Genomic DNA, 14764 nt, shown 5'->3' with positions numbered 1-14764 from the left:
GCGCACCTCGCCGCGGATCACGCTCCGAACGCCGCGACGCTCGATCCGCTCGTGGAGGCGTTCGCCGTTCCGGCGCTCGCCGCCGATGGTCTCGTCACGGGGGCCGGTTTCGTGGCCGCCCCCGGAGTTCTCTCCGATGCGCACTGGCATCTTGCCTGGTGGCTCGGCGGAGGTGACGGCATCCGTCGTCTTGCCACGGTGGACGATCCAGCGAGCGATCAGTTCCGCGACTACACGGCGCTGGAGTGGTGGCGCCTGCCCGCCAAGACCGGAAACCGCCATGTGACCGGGCCGTACGTGGACTACGTGTGCACCGACGACTACACCGTCACCATCACCAGCCCGGTCGTCGTGGATGACCGGCTGCTGGGCGTCGTCGGCACCGACGTGCTCGTGGACCGGCTCGAGCACGAGCTGCTGCCTCTGCTGCGGGCCGGCGACGAGTCGATCGCGGTCGTCAACGCGTCGGGCCGGATCGTCACGGCGACCGACGCACGCCGAGAGCCCGGATCCATGCTGAGGCTGGCGGATCTGGCTGACGCACTGATCCCCCTGCGCGACTCTCAGCCCGTGCGCACACGGCTTGCGGCCGGAGTCGAGGTCATCGCGTGCGGGGATACGTCGCTCGCGCTCGTGGTGGGCATCTAGCCGCTACCGGCGAGCGCAGACGGTCACGTCGTCTTCGGTCGCGCACTCCGGCGTCGCTGACGGCTGGCGTGCTCAGCGCCCGCCGGCCCCGGCATCCGTTGTTCCCACATCGCTGCGGTGGAAATTCTGGAATGAGCGGGATGCCGTCGGCCCCGTTGGCCCTGATACCGATTGCCGTAGGGGCCCGAGCCGTAGGGGTTCTCCGTCGGCGAGGACAGGCGGAAGAAGCACAACTGGCCGATCTTCATGCCCGGCCACAGCTTGATCGGCAGGGTCGCTACGTTCGACAGCTCGAGGGTCACGTGGCCGGTGAATCCCGGGTCGATGAATCCGGCGGTGGAGTGCGTCAGCAGTCCGAGCCGGCCGAGCGAGGACTTGCCCTCGAGCCGGGCCGCGATGTCGTCCGGGAGCGTGATGAGCTCGAACGTGCTGCCGAGGACGAACTCGCCGGGGTGCAGGATGAACGGCTCCAGCGGGGTGGTCTCGATCAGGTGCGTCAGCTCGGGTTGGTCCTCGGCCGGATCGATGAACGGATACTTGTGGTTGTCGAAGAGCCGGAAGTAGCGATCCAGTCGCACGTCCACACTCGACGGCTGGACCATCTCGGGTTCCCACGGCTCGAGCCCGATGCGTCGGGCGTCGATCTCGAGGCGGATGTCGCGGTCTGAGAGCAGCACGCCGCAAGCTAGCGAGCATCCGTTGGGGTGGCGATGCCGCTGCCTCCGTCGTCGTCCGCCGCTCCCTTGTCATCGTCTGCCGCTCCCCTGTCGTCGGCTCCCCCGTCGTCGTCGGCCGCTCCCCTGTCGCGATCGGCGCGCCCGACGACGTGTTGTGACAGCCGAGCGCTCGACGTACGTCGCGCGGCTCGGCGCCGTGGAGCTTTTGTTATGCTGGCTCCGCGCCTCACGGCCGATGATGTAGTGGCAGAACTTCAGCTTCCCACTGAAGCGGGTTCGATTTCCATCGCCTCCAATGTGAGTTCTCACGCGGGTTGAGACATTCGCGGCCTCGTTGAGACCCTCGAGACTGCACGATCTCAGCGCCGACAGGTTCGGACCGCCGATCCACCTGCCCAGTGCGCGCGAATATGGAAGCGGAAAGCGCACAAGCGAGAGCCACCGAGCGACGAGAGCCCACCACGGCCTCGCCGCTGGTCACCCTCGTTGGTCACCCCGCGGGTCGGACCAGAACGAGCCAGGCTCCGATGACACCGCCGATGAATGCGACCAGAGCCGCGATTGCGACCAGGAACAGCCCAGCAGTGAACCCCAACAGGAGCCCTGTGCCGCCGAGGAGTATCAGTGCCGCGGTCGTGATGTTCGGGTTCAGCTTCTCCAGAATCCGCTCGAGTGGTGCGACGGTGGCCGCCCGCTCGGCACGACTGCCCAGCACGATCAGGGATGCCGCCATGAGTAGCGAGACGGCGATCAGCTCTACCCCGAGGATCATCCGGCAGGGTTCGGCAGTGCTATCGCGATGCTTTGCGGCCAGTACGCCTACGAAGATGGTCAGAATCTGTGCGAGGCGAGCACGCAGCACCTTCGACTGGGCGATGTGCTCCGCGCGAACCGACACGGCAACGAAGAGAAGACCCACAAGCGCTGCAGACGCGCCACCCGTGATGACCGCGAAGTCTGTCCAACCTGCCATGGCGCCAACGGTACCGCTCTGCACCGGATTCAGAACCGCGCGGCGGTCATGGGGTTGAGCGCTAGTCCGAGGAATCAGATCCGACGCCCTGACGAACTGTCGGCTTGCTCCCGGCCCGTCTTGCGCCTGACGGCCCGTCGGACAACCCGGGCCGCCACGCGATTCACGCTCCGCGATGCGCTGGCGTCTCGCGGTAGCGGTCGAGCTCGCGGGGACGATGGCTCGACGGCTGTCACCTTACGGTCGGCGCCCATCGATGACAGTCTGAGCGGATGAAAACCATCGAGTGGTGGCCGCTGCTGGACGGTGACGCGCAGGCGTGGCTGATTGCCCACAACGGCGACGCCGTCTCCACAGAGGTCTTGAGCAAGATCGTGGCAGCAGGCGGGTCATTGACATCGGACGCGTGGTGGATCGGTGAAGCCGGAACCGAGGGGTTCTATCTCTCCGACGAAGCAGTCGACTGGATCGAAGCGACCGCGAACGACGAGTCTGCCTGATCGCGTTCCCGGCCGACGCACTTGCGCCACAGGGGCAGGAGATTCGGCCGGGACAGCGGACCTCATCAAGGCGCACCGGGGTATCACCGAGATCACTCAAGACTTGGTGATCGCTGTGAACTTGCAGTCAAACTTCCGCAGCAGTCCGGCATTGTTCACGTCCTGGCGCACACTGGGCGAATGTGGTGGAGTTTCCTCAAGGCCGTCAAGAGGCGGCAGCATCGCGTCGCGCCGACGACGTGGGTCGCCGCGATCGCCGCTGTCATCTACACGTTCGCGCCGATCGACCTGATCCCCGAACTTGTACTCGGCCCCTTGGGCTTCGTAGACGACATCGGCCTCTGGGGTATCTTCGCCATCCTCCTCACGCGCGAGCAGCGGCGGTGGCTGACCGGACTCTCGCAGAGAGCGCCTGACGCGCGCGATCTCGGGAACCGCCCGCCGGCTCATCCCTGACGGCTGTCATAGGTCGCGTGACCTTGCGCGGAACCCGACGGTCCTGCGGGCAGGACCTGGTCGGCTAGCATTCCGGCATGACGAACCCGGCTCCGATCGACGACGTTCCGATCGGCGGCGAGATCATCCGCCTCGGGCAGTTCCTGAAGTTCGCTGGGCTCCTCGACTCCGGTGGAGACGTCAAAGAGGCCATCATCGACGGCTACGTGAGCGTGAACGGCGAGGTCGACCGTCGCCGCGGACGGCAGCTTCAGCTCGGCGACATCGTCACCTTCGAGGGGCGCAGGGTCCGCGTCTGCCCGTGAGGGCGCCGGTCCCCAACGGGGGCGGGTATCGGGAACCCTCGATTGAGCCTCGTCGCCCTCAGCTCCCGTACCACTCGCCCGAGTTCGCCCCACGGCGGTGGTGGATTCTTCCTCCATCGATGGGGGCGGTTTCGTGACCGGCCAGATCGTGCACCCAGGGCGGCTGCTGGTCCATGGTCACCGACCCTGCGCCTGTCGTGAAGTAGGCGACGATCGGAGGGCTCGCGACGAACTCGGTCGCGATGATGGCCGCACCGGGAATGCGGACCAGCGCGTTGCGCGCGTGCAGATCGCGCATGAGCACGGCGAACTCGTTCGGGTCGTCGGATGCCGGTTCCTGCGGGGCGACGGGCAACTCCGAGCGCAACTGGCCGACGATCTCCCGCCGTTGCGCTGCGGAAAGCCGCGTGTAGGCGGCCGCGTACGCTCTGTCGGCGATACTCGCGGGAACGTTCCCGAGGACATAGGCATACCGAGCGATCCGCTCGTCTTCGCTGATGGCGTGTTCTGCGTGGGCCTTTTCACTGTCGCTCCTGGGTGATGAGCGTCAGCGTACGCCCGCCCGGACGCCCTGTCGATGGCGCACTGATCGCAGATCGAGGCGCTCGCGGGCGCCCTCGACCTGGTCAGCGGGATCACCGGGATCCTTCGCCGGATCAGCCCGCCGGCTCCGATCAGGCTTGCGTCGAGGTCGTGTCTGCCTTCGCAAGGAGGCGTCGCACACCTCCGCGGGCGAGCATGAGAACGATGATCAGCGCGGTCACCTGGAAGAAGCCGCCGAGGCGGACGGCGTCGCCGAAAACGAGCGCGACCAGCTCGAGCACGAGGAACTTGCTCCCCGGAAGCACAAGCAGGAGAGTGATCGCACTGACGATGCGAACCGCGGATGTCTTGGCCGTCCGGATCCTGTTCACGATCTTCTTCTTCGCCCACAGCACCACCTCGAGTACGACCTTCAGCAGGATCGCGGTCAGAAGGGCCAACAAGAACGATTCGGAGATGACGTCCGGGAACAGCTGGATGAAGACTCCGAGCACCACCAGGTAGATCAGGACATCGACGAGGTCGATCGGACGGACACGCACCCAGGGAGTGTATCGACGGGCCCGTCGGACGAATGCCCGCAGGTCGATCCTCACCGGGGACGTGTCGTCACGAGCCGCATCGATTCCGGATCGCACGACGCGGAATGCCGCGTCGACCGCCGTCGTTGCCACAGTGGCCTGTCCGGATCATCGCGGAACCCGATCACGCAGCCAGCCGGCGGGCAACAGCGAACCGGAGCACGCCAGACATGACAGAAGTCCTATCCCCTCATCACGATGCCACCGTGCTCGACAATGCCGCCTGGCACGCGCTGTCCGGTCCCCACGCGCGCTTCGCGGAGGGTGATGACCTGGTGCGCCGCTACCAGTCCGACGTCGCCCCCTTCGTGGCGGTGCGGAGTTGGGATGATGCGCGGGTATGGGATTCACTGATCGACCTGGTCGGACACGGGGCGGAGATCGGTCTGTCCGGCGGTGTGCCCGATTTCCCCGATGGCTGGGAGGAATTGTGGCGCGGCGAAGGAGTGCAGCTCGTCGAGACCGACGCGCTCCACCCGGTACCGGACCCAGAAACTGTCCTCCTCGGGGTGGCCGACGTGCCGGAGATGCTCGCGCTGGTCGAACGCAACCAGCCTGGCCCCTTCCTGCCGCGCACGCATGAACTCGGGCGCTACATCGGATTCCGTCGCGAAGGGCGTCTCGTGGCGATGGCGGGCGAGCGCCTGCACCCGGCTGGCTGGACAGAGATCAGTGCGGTCTCCACCGACGATGCGTACCGGCGGCAGGGGCTGGCATCACGGCTCGTGCTGGATGCCGCGTTCCACATCCAGCAGCGGGGAGACCGTGCGCTCATGCACGCGGCGGCGACGAATGTCGGAGCGATCGCGGCATACGAGCGTCTCGGCTTCGCGCTTCGCTCGCGCACGACGTTTGCCGGGGTCCGCGTTCCCTGACCGGGATGAGGACAACCGCGGCCGCGAGGATCAGCCCTGTAAGCCGAGCCGCCAGCGCACGGTGGCTCGAGCCACGACCTCGCCGCTGCGGTCGATGCAGTCAGCAGTGACGTCGAAATCCGTGTCCCCTGTGACCGCGGGCGCGGTGACATGACACACCGCGCGGATGGAGCCACGCGCCTTCTTGAAGTACTGCACCGACATCGCGGAGACGATGCCTCGGGTGCCGTCGGGAAGGTCCGTCAGCAGCGCGAGACCACTGGCCTGCTCCGCGACGTTAACGAGCGCCACGGCGTGGACAGAGCCAAGGTGCTGCCGGTTGGCGCGCCGGTCCGGGATTTCGACCTCGGCGTGACCTGGCGCGAGTACGCGGATGTGCGGGCGCACCGACCGCGAATAGGGCACGCGCCAGCCGAAGATCAGGGAGAAGAGCCAGGTGCCGCCGGGCAGCGGGCTCAGCCGGCGCCACAGTCGCAGGAGGACCTTCCCGGGAGATCGCATAGGAAGATGCTGGCCCTTCGCACCGACGCCGCCTAATCGCCGTCTCACGTTCACGCGGTTCCCGCAGCGACGAAGGGCTGTGCCGGTAGGGCTGCGTCAGTCCGCGGACGCCATGTCCGCCACCTCTCGCACGGTGTCGGCGACCTCCTCGGGAATCGCCGCCTCCATGAAGTGTGGGGAATCCACACTGCGGAGTTCGCCGGCGCGAAGCGGTCCACGAACGTCTGCAGGACACCGGGATATCGGGCGGCATACTCCGGAGTCGCCCAGCTGTACTCCACGCGCGGCTCCGCCGCGGCCGCCAGATAGATCATCGGGACGGCAGGCTGGAGACTGATGGCCGGATTGACGTGCAGCACCCCCCTTCCGGTGCCCCGGTCGGCTTTCGGGCGGTCGCCGCGCCGACCAGTCGCGGTCATTGCTGCCGGCTCCTTTGAATCGATCGTGGATACTGCCGAAGTGGACTGCTCGATGACCCGCGCCTGCTCTGACGTCAGTCGATCTCCGCGGCGAGCTGAGCCGAGTCGGAGGAGGGGCTCAAGCAGCCGTACCCAGCCGCGCGGTTGCATGGTGACTCGCGTGGTGACGTCGCAGGATGTCGACGACACCGGTGTGATCGTCGTCGAGAGCGCGAAGCCCAGCGGCGATCCGGGATGGTCGAACGCGATCCGCCGCGGAGGGTCGAACTCGGTGATCGAGTATGCCGTCTCGCTCGTTCGCCCGTGCTCGGACCGGACCATCACGGCCCGGCCGCCCACTCCCGCTGGGCCGTCGTCGAGACGTCGTATTGCGACGACTTCAGCTTCCCACCGCGGATGATTCTCGAAGACATGCGTTCCGATGACATCGAAAGCAGCTTCTGCGCTGCGGTTGACGCGTCGGGTCTTGACGTAGGTGATCATGCTGCTTCTCCTTCTTCAGGTAGCGGCGGCCTGTCCGTCGCGTTCGACGAGGTCACTGAAGGTGACCCCGACGGTGGCGGCCGCATCAGCGGCTCTCGTCGCGGCTCGAGTCGGCAGAGGCAGCAGGCATTCGGTGAGCACGTGAAAGCTCCATGCTTTGAATTCCACGAGCTGCCAGCCGCGGGCCCGGTATGCGTTGAACGTCGGAGCGCTCTGTACGACATCGATGATGTCGACGGCGCGAGGGATGGGAAGCGCTAGCGGCGCGCGCAGACCGGCGGCCGTGACGATACGCGTGAAAGCCTCCCGGCGCCGGTGGTCGATGTCGGCGAAGACGCCCGCGGCGGCCGGGGTCGATCGCGGCCGCCGGTCTGCGCGCGCCGCTAGCGCTTCCCATCCCTCGCGCCGTCGACATCATCGATGTCGTACAGAGCGCTCCGACGTTCAACGCATACCGGGCCCGCGGCTGGCAGCTCGTGGAATTCAAAGCATGGAGCTTTCACGTGCTCACCGAATGCCTGCTGCCTCTGCCGACTCGAGCCGCGACGAGAGCCGCTGATGCGGCCGCCACCGTCGGGGTCACCTTCAGTGACCTCGTCGAACGCGACGGACAGGCCGCCGCTACCTGAAGAAGGAGAAGCAGCATGATCACCTACGTCAAGACCCGACGCGTCAACCGCAGCGCAGAAGCTGCTTTCGATGTCATCGGAACGCATGTCTTCGAGAGAATCCGCGGTGGGGGAGCTGAAGTCGTCGCAATACGACGTCTCGACGACGGCCCAGCGGGAGTGGGCGGCCGGGCCGTGATGGTCCGGTCCGAGCACGGGCGAACGAGCGAGACGGCATACTCGATCACCGAGTTCGACCCTCCGCGGCGGATCGCGTTCGACCATCCCGGATCGCCGCTGGGCTTCGCGCTCTCGACGACGATCACACCGGTGTCGTCGACATCCTGCGACGTCACCACGCGAGTCACCATGCAACCGCGCGGCTGGGTACGGCTGCTTGAGCCCCTCCTCCGACTCGGCTCAGCTCGCCGCGGAGATCGACTGACGTCAGAGCAGGCGCGGGTCATCGAGCAGTCCACTTCGGCAGTATCCACGATCGATTCAAAGGAGCCGGAGCAATGACCGCGACTGGTCGGCGCGGCGACCGCCCGAAAGCCGACCGGGGCACCGGAAGGGGGGTGCTGCACGTCAATCCGGCCATCAGTCTCCAGCCTGCCGTCCCGATGATCTATCTGGCGGCCGCGGCGGAGCCGCGCGTGGAGTACAGCTGGGCGACTCCGGAGTATGCCGCCCGATATCCCGGTGTCCTGCAGACGTTCGTGGACCGCTTCGCGCCGGCGAACTCCGCAGTGTGGATTCCCCACACTTCATGGAGGCGGCGATTCCCGAGGAGGTCGCCGACACCGTGCGAGAGGTGGCGGACATGGCGTCCGCGGACTGACGCAGCCCTACCGGCACAGCCCTTCGTCGCTGCGGGAACCGCGTGAACGTGAGACGGCGATTAGGCGGCGTCGGTGCGAAGGCCAGCATCTTCCTATGCGATCTCCCGGGAAGGTCCTCCTGCGACTGTGGCGCCGGCTGAGCCCGCTGCCCGCGGCACCTGGCTCTTCTCCCTGATCTTCGGCTGGCGCGTGCCCTATTCGCGGTCGGTGCGCCCGCACATCCGCGTACTCGCGCCAGGTCACGCCGAGGTCGAAATCCCGGACCGGCGCGCCAACCGGCAGCACCTTGGCTCTGTCCACGCCGTGGCGCTCGTTAACGTCGCGGAGCAGGCCAGTGGTCTCGCGCTGCTGACGGACCTTCCCGACGGCACCCGAGGCATCGTCTCCGCGATGTCGGTGCAGTACTTCAAGAAGGCGCGTGGCTCCATCCGCGCGGTGTGTCATGTCACCGCGCCCGCGGTCACAGGGGACACGGATTTCGACGTCACTGCTGACTGCATCGACCGCAGCGGCGAGGTCGTGGCTCGAGCCACCGTGCGCTGGCGGCTCGGCTTACAGGGCTGATCCTCGCGGCCGCGGTTGTCCTCATCCCGGTCAGGGAACGCGGACCCCGGCAAACGTCGTGCGCGAGCGAAGCGCGAAGCCGAGACGCTCGTATGCCGCGATCGCTCCGACATTCGTCGCCGCCGCGTGCATGAGCGCACGGTCTCCCGCTGCTGGATGTGGAACGCGGCATCCAGCACGAGCCGTGATGCCAGCCCCTGCCGCCGGTACGCATCGTCGGTGGAGACCGCACTGATCTCTGTCCAGCCAGCCGGGTGCAGGCGCTCGCCCGCCATCGCCACGAGACGCCCTTCGCGACGGAATCCGATGTAGCGCCCGAGTTCATGCGTGCGCGGCAGGAAGGGGCCAGGCTGGTTGCGTTCGACCAGCGCGAGCATCTCCGGCACGTCGGCCACCCCGAGGAGGACAGTTTCTGGGTCCGGTACCGGGTGGAGCGCGTCGGTCTCGACGAGCTGCACTCCTTCGCCGCGCCACAATTCCTCCCAGCCATCGGGGAAATCGGGCACACCGCCGGACAGACCGATCTCCGCCCCGTGTCCGACCAGGTCGATCAGTGAATCCCATACCCGCGCATCATCCCAACTCCGCACCGCCACGAAGGGGGCGACGTCGGACTGGTAGCGGCGCACCAGGTCATCACCCTCCGCGAAGCGCGCGTGGGGACCGGACAGCGCGTGCCAGGCGGCATTGTCGAGCACGGTGGCATCGTGATGAGGGGATAGGACTTCTGTCATGTCTGGCGTGCTCCGGTTCGCTGTTGCCCGCCGGCTGGCTGCGTGATCGGGTTCCGCGATGATCCGGACAGGCCACTGTGGCAACGACGGCGGTCGACGCGGCATTCCGCGTCGTGCGATCCGGAATCGATGCGGCTCGTGACGACACGTCCCCGGTGAGGATCGACCTGCGGGCATTCGTCCGACGGGCCCGTCGATACACTCCCTGGGTGCGTGTCCGTCCGATCGACCTCGTCGATGTCCTGATCTACCTGGTGGTGCTCGGAGTCTTCATCCAGCTGTTCCCGGACGTCATCTCCGAATCGTTCTTGTTGGCCCTTCTGACCGCGATCCTGCTGAAGGTCGTACTCGAGGTGGTGCTGTGGGCGAAGAAGAAGATCGTGAACAGGATCCGGACGGCCAAGACATCCGCGGTTCGCATCGTCAGTGCGATCACTCTCCTGCTTGTGCTTCCGGGGAGCAAGTTCCTCGTGCTCGAGCTGGTCGCGCTCGTTTTCGGCGACGCCGTCCGCCTCGGCGGCTTCTTCCAGGTGACCGCGCTGATCATCGTTCTCATGCTCGCCCGCGGAGGTGTGCGACGCCTCCTTGCGAAGGCAGACACGACCTCGACGCAAGCCTGATCGGAGCCGGCGGGCTGATCCGGCGAAGGATCCCGGTGATCCCGCTGACCAGGTCGAGGGCGCCCGCGAGCGCCTCGATCTGCGATCAGTGCGCCATCGACAGGGCGTCCGGGCGGGCGTACGCTGACGCTCATCACCCAGGAGCGACAGTGAAAAGGCGCCACGCAGAACACGCCATCAGCGAAGACGAGCGGATCGCTCGGTATGCCTATGTCCTCGGGAACGTTCCCGCGAGTATCGCCGACAGAGCGTACGCGGCCGCCTACACGCGGCTTTCCGCAGCGCAACGGCGGGAGATCGTCGGCCAGTTGCGCTCGGAGTTGCCCGTCGCCCCGCAGGAACCGGCATCCGACGACCCGAACGAGTTCGCCGTGCTCATGCGCGATCTGCACGCGCGCAACGCGCTGGTCCGCATTCCCGGTGCGGCCATCATCGCGACCGAGTTCGTCGCGAGCCCTCCGATCGTCGCCTACTTCACGACAGGCGCAGGGTCGGTGACCATGGACCAGCAGCCGCCCTGGGTGCACGATCTGGCCGGTCACGAAACCGCCCCCATCGATGGAGGAAGAATCCACCACCGCCGTGGGGCGAACTCGGGCGAGTGGTACGGGAGCTGAGGGCGACGAGGCTCAATCGAGGGTTCCCGATACCCGCCCCCGTTGGGGACCGGCGCCCTCACGGGCAGACGCGGACCCTGCGCCCCTCGAAGGTGACGATGTCGCCGAGCTGAAGCTGCCGTCCGCGGCGACGGTCGACCTCGCCGTTCACGCTCACGTAGCCGTCGATGATGGCCTCTTTGACGTCTCCACCGGAGTCGAGGAGCCCAGCGAACTTCAGGAACTGCCCGAGGCGGATGATCTCGCCGCCGATCGGAACGTCGTCGATCGGAGCCGGGTTCGTCATGCCGGAATGCTAGCCGACCAGGTCCTGCCCGCAGGACCGTCGGGTTCCGCGCAAGGTCACGCGACCTATGACAGCCGTCAGGGATGAGCCGGCGGGCGGTTCCCGAGATCGCGCGCGTCAGGCGCTCTCTGCGAGAGTCCGGTCAGCCACCGCCGCTGCTCGCGCGTGAGGAGGATGGCGAAGATACCCCAGAGGCCGATGTCGTCTACGAAGCCCAAGGGGCCGAGTACAAGTTCGGGGATCAGGTCGATCGGCGCGAACGTGTAGATGACAGCGGCGATCGCGGCGACCCACGTCGTCGGCGCGACGCGATGCTGCCGCCTCTTGACGGCCTTGAGGAAACTCCACCACATTCGCCCAGTGTGCGCCAGGACGTGAACAATGCCGGACTGCTGCGGAAGTTTGACTGCAAGTTCACAGCGATCACCAAGTCTTGAGTGATCTCGGTGATACCCCGGTGCGCCTTGATGAGGTCCGCTGTCCCGGCCGAATCTCCTGCCCCTGTGGCGCAAGTGCGTCGGCCGGGAACGCGATCAGGCAGACTCGTCGTTCGCGGTCGCTTCGATCCAGTCGACTGCTTCGTCGGAGAGATAGAACCCCTCGGTTCCGGCTTCACCGATCCACCACGCGTCCGATGTCAATGACCCGCCTGCTGCCACGATCTTGCTCAAGACCTCTGTGGAGACGGCGTCGCCGTTGTGGGCAATCAGCCACGCCTGCGCGTCACCGTCCAGCAGCGGCCACCACTCGATGGTTTTCATCCGCTCAGACTGTCATCGATGGGCGCCGACCGTAAGGTGACAGCCGTCGAGCCATCGTCCCCGCGAGCTCGACCGCTACCGCGAGACGCCAGCGCATCGCGGAGCGTGAATCGCGTGGCGGCCCGGGTTGTCCGACGGGCCGTCAGGCGCAAGACGGGCCGGGAGCAAGCCGACAGTTCGTCAGGGCGTCGGATCTGATTCTCGGACTAGCGCTCAACCCCATGACCGCCGCGCGGTTCTGAATCCGGTGCAGAGCGGTACCGTTGGCGCCATGGCAGGTTGGACAGACTTCGCGGTCATCACGGGTGGCGCGTCTGCAGCGCTTGTGGGTCTTCTCTTCGTTGCCGTGTCGGTTCGCGCGGAGCACATCGCCCAGTCGAAGGTGCTGCGTGCTCGCCTCGCACAGATTCTGACCATCTTCGTAGGCGTACTGGCCGCAAGCATCGCGATAGCACTGCCGAACCCTGCCGGATGGATCCTCGGGGTAGAGCTGATCGCCGTCTCGCTACTCATGGCGGCATCCCTGATCGTGCTGGGCAGTCGTGCCGAGCGGGCGGCCACCGTCGCACCACTCGAGCGGATTCTGGAGAAGCTGAACCCGAACATCACGACCGCGGCACTGATACTCCTCGGCGGCACAGGGCTCCTGTTGGGGTTCACTGCTGGGCTGTTCCTGGTCGCAATCGCGGCTCTGGTCGCATTCATCGGCGGTGTCATCGGAGCCTGGCTCGTTCTGGTCCGACCCGCGGGGTGACCAACGAGGCCGGAAAAGCGGCGAGGCCGTGAGTGGGCTCTCGTCGCTCGGTGGCAGCGCTTGCGCTTTCCGGCCTACCCATATTCGCGCGCACTGGGAGGATCGGCGGTCCGAACCTGTCGGCGCTGAGATCGTGCAGTCTCGAGGGTCTCAACGAGGCCGCGAATGTCTCAACCCGCGTGAGAACTCACATTGGAGGGGATGACGGGAATCGAACCCGCGCTATCAGCTTGGGAAGCTGAAGTTCTGCCATTGAACTACATCCCCGCACGCCGTGAGGCGCGGAGCCAGCATAACAAAAGCTCCACGGCGCCGAGCCCGCGCGACGTACGTCGAGCGCTCGGCTGTCACAACACGTCGTCGGGCGCGCCGATCGCGACAGGGGAGCGGCCGACGACGACGGGGGAGCCGACGACAGGGGAGCGGCAGACGATGACAAGGGAGCGGCGGACGACGACGGAGGCAGCGGCATCCCACCCCAACGGATGCTCGCTAGGCTTGCGGCGTGCTGCTCTCAGACCGCGACATCCGCCTCGAGATCGACGCCCGACGCATCGGGCTCGAGCCGTGGGAACCCGAGATGGTCCAGCCGTCGAGTGTGGACGTGCGACTGGATCGCTACTTCCGGCTCTTCGACAACCACAAGTATCCGTTCATCGATCCGGCCGAGGACCAACCCGAGCTGACGCACCTGATCGAGACCACCCCGCTGGAGCGTTCATCCTGCACCCCGGCGAGTTCGTCCTCGGCAGCACGTTCGAGCTCATCACGCTCCCGGACGACATCGCGGCCCGGCTCGAGGGCAAGTCCTCGCTCGGCGGCTCGGACTGCTGACGCACTCCACCGCCGGATTCATCGACCCGGGATTCACCGGCCACGTGACCCTCGAGCTGTCGAACGTAGCGACCCTGCCGATCAAGCTGTGGCCGGGCATGAAGATCGGCCAGTTGTGCTTCTTCCGCCTGTCCTCGCCGACGGAGAACCCCTACGGCTCGGGCCCCTACGGCAATCGGTATCAGGGCCAACGGGGGCCGACGGCATCCCGCTCATTCCAGAATTTCCACCGCAGCGATGTGGGAAACAACGGATGCCGGGGCCGGCGGGCGCTGAGCACGCCAGCCGTCAGCGACGCCGGAGTGCGCGACCGAAGACGACGTGACCGTCTGCGCTCGCCGGTAGCGGCTAGATGCCCACCACGAGCGCGAGCGACGTATCCCGCACGCGATGACCTCGACTCCGGCCGCAAGCCGTGTGCGCACGGGCTGAGAGTCGCGCAGGGGGATCAGTGCGTCAGCCAGATCCGCCAGCCTCAGCATGGATCCGGGCTCTCGGCGTGCGTCGGTCGCCGTGACGATCCGGCCCGACGCGTTGACGACCGCGATCGACTCGTCGCCGGCCCGCAGCAGAGGCAGCAGCTCGTGCTCGAGCCGGTCCACGAGCACGTCGGTGCCGACGACGCCCAGCAGCCGGTCATCCACGACGACCGGGCTGGTGATGGTGACGGTGTAGTCGTCGTGCACACACGTAGTCCACGTACGGCCCGGTCACATGGCGGTTTCCGGTCTTGGCGGGCAGGCGCCACCACTCCAGCGCCGTGTAGTCGCGGAACTGATCGCTCGCTGGATCGTCCACCGTGGCAAGACGACGGATGCCGTCACCTCCGCCGAGCCACCAGGCAAGATGCCAGTGCGCATCGGAGAGAACTCCGGGGGCGGCCACGAAACCGGCCCCCGTGACGAGACCATCGGCGGCGAGCGCCGGAACGGCGAACGCCTCCACGAGCGGATCGAGCGTCGCGGGCGTTCGGAGCGTGATCCGCGGCGAGGTGCGCCTGCAGGAGATCGCGCCATTCGTCGATGGTCGTGAACAGCCGGTCGATGTTTCGGCGACGCGCTCCGCGATGTGCACCGGCGACACGCTCTCGCGGTCGTCCCAACGTCGGGGGATTCATCACGCTCCCTCCCGGGTTGAGGTCGGCGGACGCCTCGATCCGGACCTTCTCGTCCACCAGCCAGTC

Annotated in this window: 20 protein-coding genes, 1 tRNA gene and 3 pseudogenes; 12 read left to right on the top strand and 12 right to left on the bottom strand. The window is 66.8% G+C overall.

The genetic code is table 11. The features are described from left to right. Positions 1-648 (top strand): PDC sensor domain-containing protein (locus tag ABD655_RS16650; RefSeq protein ID WP_344715979.1); only part of this gene is annotated, 648 nt, incomplete at its 5' end. A gap of 72 nt (positions 649-720) precedes the next feature. Here ABD655_RS16650 and dcd (ABD655_RS16645) read toward each other — a convergent pair. Together dcd (ABD655_RS16645) and ABD655_RS16640 are read right to left on the bottom strand one after the other, a co-directional pair. After that, positions 721-1325: pseudogene (dcd, locus tag ABD655_RS16645) on the bottom strand (dCTP deaminase). A gap of 490 nt (positions 1326-1815) precedes the next feature. After that, the gene (locus tag ABD655_RS16640) at positions 1816-2298 is read right to left on the bottom strand and encodes a hypothetical protein (protein ID WP_344715977.1); all 483 of its coding nucleotides are present in this window, start codon (positions 2296-2298) and stop codon (positions 1816-1818) included. A gap of 272 nt (positions 2299-2570) precedes the next feature. Here ABD655_RS16640 and ABD655_RS16635 point away from each other — a divergent pair, with 272 nt between their 5' ends. From ABD655_RS16635 to ABD655_RS16625, 3 genes are all read left to right on the top strand, one after another. Then, positions 2571-2798 (top strand): hypothetical protein, encoded by a 228-nt coding sequence (locus ABD655_RS16635; RefSeq protein WP_344710904.1) that lies wholly within the window; start codon positions 2571-2573, stop codon positions 2796-2798. Between the two features lie 180 nt (positions 2799-2978). Then, positions 2979-3254: a YkvA family protein gene (locus ABD655_RS16630; protein WP_344710906.1), complete on the top strand. Its 276-nt coding sequence runs from the start codon at positions 2979-2981 to the stop codon at positions 3252-3254. Between the two features lie 77 nt (positions 3255-3331). Continuing rightward, positions 3332-3559, top strand: a complete 228-nt coding sequence (locus ABD655_RS16625; protein ID WP_344710908.1) for an RNA-binding S4 domain-containing protein — start codon at positions 3332-3334, stop codon at positions 3557-3559. Positions 3560-3617: 58 nt separating this feature from the next. Here ABD655_RS16625 and ABD655_RS16620 read toward each other — a convergent pair whose 3' ends face one another. After that, positions 3618-3926, bottom strand: coding sequence for a hypothetical protein (locus ABD655_RS16620; RefSeq protein ID WP_344715974.1), 309 nt, complete (start codon positions 3924-3926; stop codon positions 3618-3620). Between the two features lie 307 nt (positions 3927-4233). Beyond that, a complete protein-coding gene (locus tag ABD655_RS16615; protein ID WP_344710913.1) occupies positions 4234-4644 on the bottom strand; it encodes a hypothetical protein in 411 nt (136 codons plus the stop codon). A gap of 209 nt (positions 4645-4853) precedes the next feature. On the opposite strand from ABD655_RS16615, the gene ABD655_RS16610 reads away from it, so the two are divergent. After that, a complete protein-coding gene (locus tag ABD655_RS16610; protein WP_344710915.1) occupies positions 4854-5558 on the top strand; it encodes a GNAT family N-acetyltransferase in 705 nt (234 codons plus the stop codon). A 30-nt stretch (positions 5559-5588) separates the two neighbouring features. Here ABD655_RS16610 and ABD655_RS16605 read toward each other — a convergent pair whose 3' ends face one another. Both ABD655_RS16605 and ABD655_RS16600 read right to left on the bottom strand, forming a co-directional pair. Continuing rightward, entirely contained in the window at positions 5589-6059 is a 471-nt protein-coding gene (locus ABD655_RS16605; protein WP_344710917.1) for a hotdog fold domain-containing protein, read from the bottom strand. Between the two features lie 50 nt (positions 6060-6109). Then, positions 6110-6961, bottom strand: a complete 852-nt coding sequence (locus tag ABD655_RS16600; RefSeq protein WP_344715972.1) for an SRPBCC family protein — start codon at positions 6959-6961, stop codon at positions 6110-6112. Positions 6962-7605: 644 nt separating this feature from the next. Between ABD655_RS16600 and ABD655_RS16595 the strand changes: the two genes are divergently transcribed. Together ABD655_RS16595 and ABD655_RS17015 are read left to right on the top strand one after the other, a co-directional pair. After that, positions 7606-8091 (top strand): SRPBCC family protein, encoded by a 486-nt coding sequence (locus ABD655_RS16595; RefSeq protein ID WP_344715971.1) that lies wholly within the window; start codon positions 7606-7608, stop codon positions 8089-8091. 392 nt (positions 8092-8483) lie between these two features. Then, positions 8484-8897, top strand: a pseudogene (locus ABD655_RS17015) (DUF4442 domain-containing protein); the annotation flags it as partial. On the opposite strand, the gene ABD655_RS17010 reads toward ABD655_RS17015, so the two are convergent. Then, a complete protein-coding gene (locus ABD655_RS17010) occupies positions 8852-9250 on the bottom strand; it encodes a GNAT family N-acetyltransferase (protein WP_425561680.1) in 399 nt (132 codons plus the stop codon). The pseudogene ABD655_RS17015 and the gene ABD655_RS17010 overlap by 46 nt on opposite strands. Positions 9251-9918: 668 nt before the next feature. Here ABD655_RS17010 and ABD655_RS16585 point away from each other — a divergent pair. Beyond that, the gene (locus tag ABD655_RS16585) at positions 9919-10329 is read left to right on the top strand and encodes a hypothetical protein (protein WP_344710913.1); all 411 of its coding nucleotides are present in this window, start codon (positions 9919-9921) and stop codon (positions 10327-10329) included. Positions 10330-10478: 149 nt separating this feature from the next. Further along, positions 10479-10946 (top strand): hypothetical protein, encoded by a 468-nt coding sequence (locus ABD655_RS16580; RefSeq protein WP_344710911.1) that lies wholly within the window; start codon positions 10479-10481, stop codon positions 10944-10946. A 58-nt stretch (positions 10947-11004) separates the two neighbouring features. On the opposite strand, the gene ABD655_RS16575 is transcribed toward ABD655_RS16580, so the two are convergent. The 3 genes from ABD655_RS16575 to ABD655_RS16565 all read right to left on the bottom strand — a co-directional run bounded on the left by ABD655_RS16575 (position 11005) and on the right by ABD655_RS16565 (position 11993). Then, a complete protein-coding gene (locus tag ABD655_RS16575; protein WP_344710908.1) occupies positions 11005-11232 on the bottom strand; it encodes an RNA-binding S4 domain-containing protein in 228 nt (75 codons plus the stop codon). Positions 11233-11309: 77 nt separating this feature from the next. Then, complete coding sequence (locus ABD655_RS16570; RefSeq protein WP_344710906.1) at positions 11310-11585, bottom strand: YkvA family protein; 276 nt, start codon at positions 11583-11585, stop codon at positions 11310-11312. Between the two features lie 180 nt (positions 11586-11765). Next, positions 11766-11993 carry a hypothetical protein gene (locus tag ABD655_RS16565; RefSeq protein ID WP_344710904.1) on the bottom strand — a complete coding sequence of 76 codons (228 nt, stop codon included), beginning with the start codon at positions 11991-11993 and terminating at the stop codon, positions 11766-11768. Positions 11994-12264: 271 nt separating this feature from the next. Here ABD655_RS16565 and ABD655_RS16560 point away from each other — a divergent pair, with 271 nt between their 5' ends. Further along, a complete protein-coding gene (locus ABD655_RS16560; protein WP_344710901.1) occupies positions 12265-12747 on the top strand; it encodes a hypothetical protein in 483 nt (160 codons plus the stop codon). 193 nt (positions 12748-12940) lie between these two features. On the opposite strand, the gene ABD655_RS16555 is transcribed toward ABD655_RS16560, so the two are convergent. Next, positions 12941-13014: transfer RNA gene (locus tag ABD655_RS16555), tRNA-Gly, on the bottom strand. 238 nt (positions 13015-13252) lie between these two features. Here ABD655_RS16555 and dcd (ABD655_RS16550) point away from each other — a divergent pair. Further along, positions 13253-13857, top strand: a pseudogene (dcd, locus tag ABD655_RS16550) (dCTP deaminase). A gap of 360 nt (positions 13858-14217) precedes the next feature. Here the strand turns inward: dcd (ABD655_RS16550) and ABD655_RS16540 are convergent. Further along, positions 14218-14526: a PDC sensor domain-containing protein gene (locus tag ABD655_RS16540; RefSeq protein WP_344715981.1), complete on the bottom strand. Its 309-nt coding sequence runs from the start codon at positions 14524-14526 to the stop codon at positions 14218-14220. A 31-nt stretch (positions 14527-14557) separates the two neighbouring features. Between ABD655_RS16540 and ABD655_RS16535 the strand changes: the two genes are divergently transcribed. Next, a partial coding sequence (locus ABD655_RS16535; protein ID WP_344715968.1) for a hypothetical protein occupies positions 14558-14764 on the top strand: 207 nt, incomplete at its 3' end.

Origin of the sequence: Microbacterium terregens (genome assembly GCF_039534975.1) — a bacterium.
Lineage (GTDB): Bacteria > Actinomycetota > Actinomycetes > Actinomycetales > Microbacteriaceae > Microbacterium > Microbacterium terregens.
This window is presented reverse-complemented; position numbering and strand designations above follow the sequence as displayed.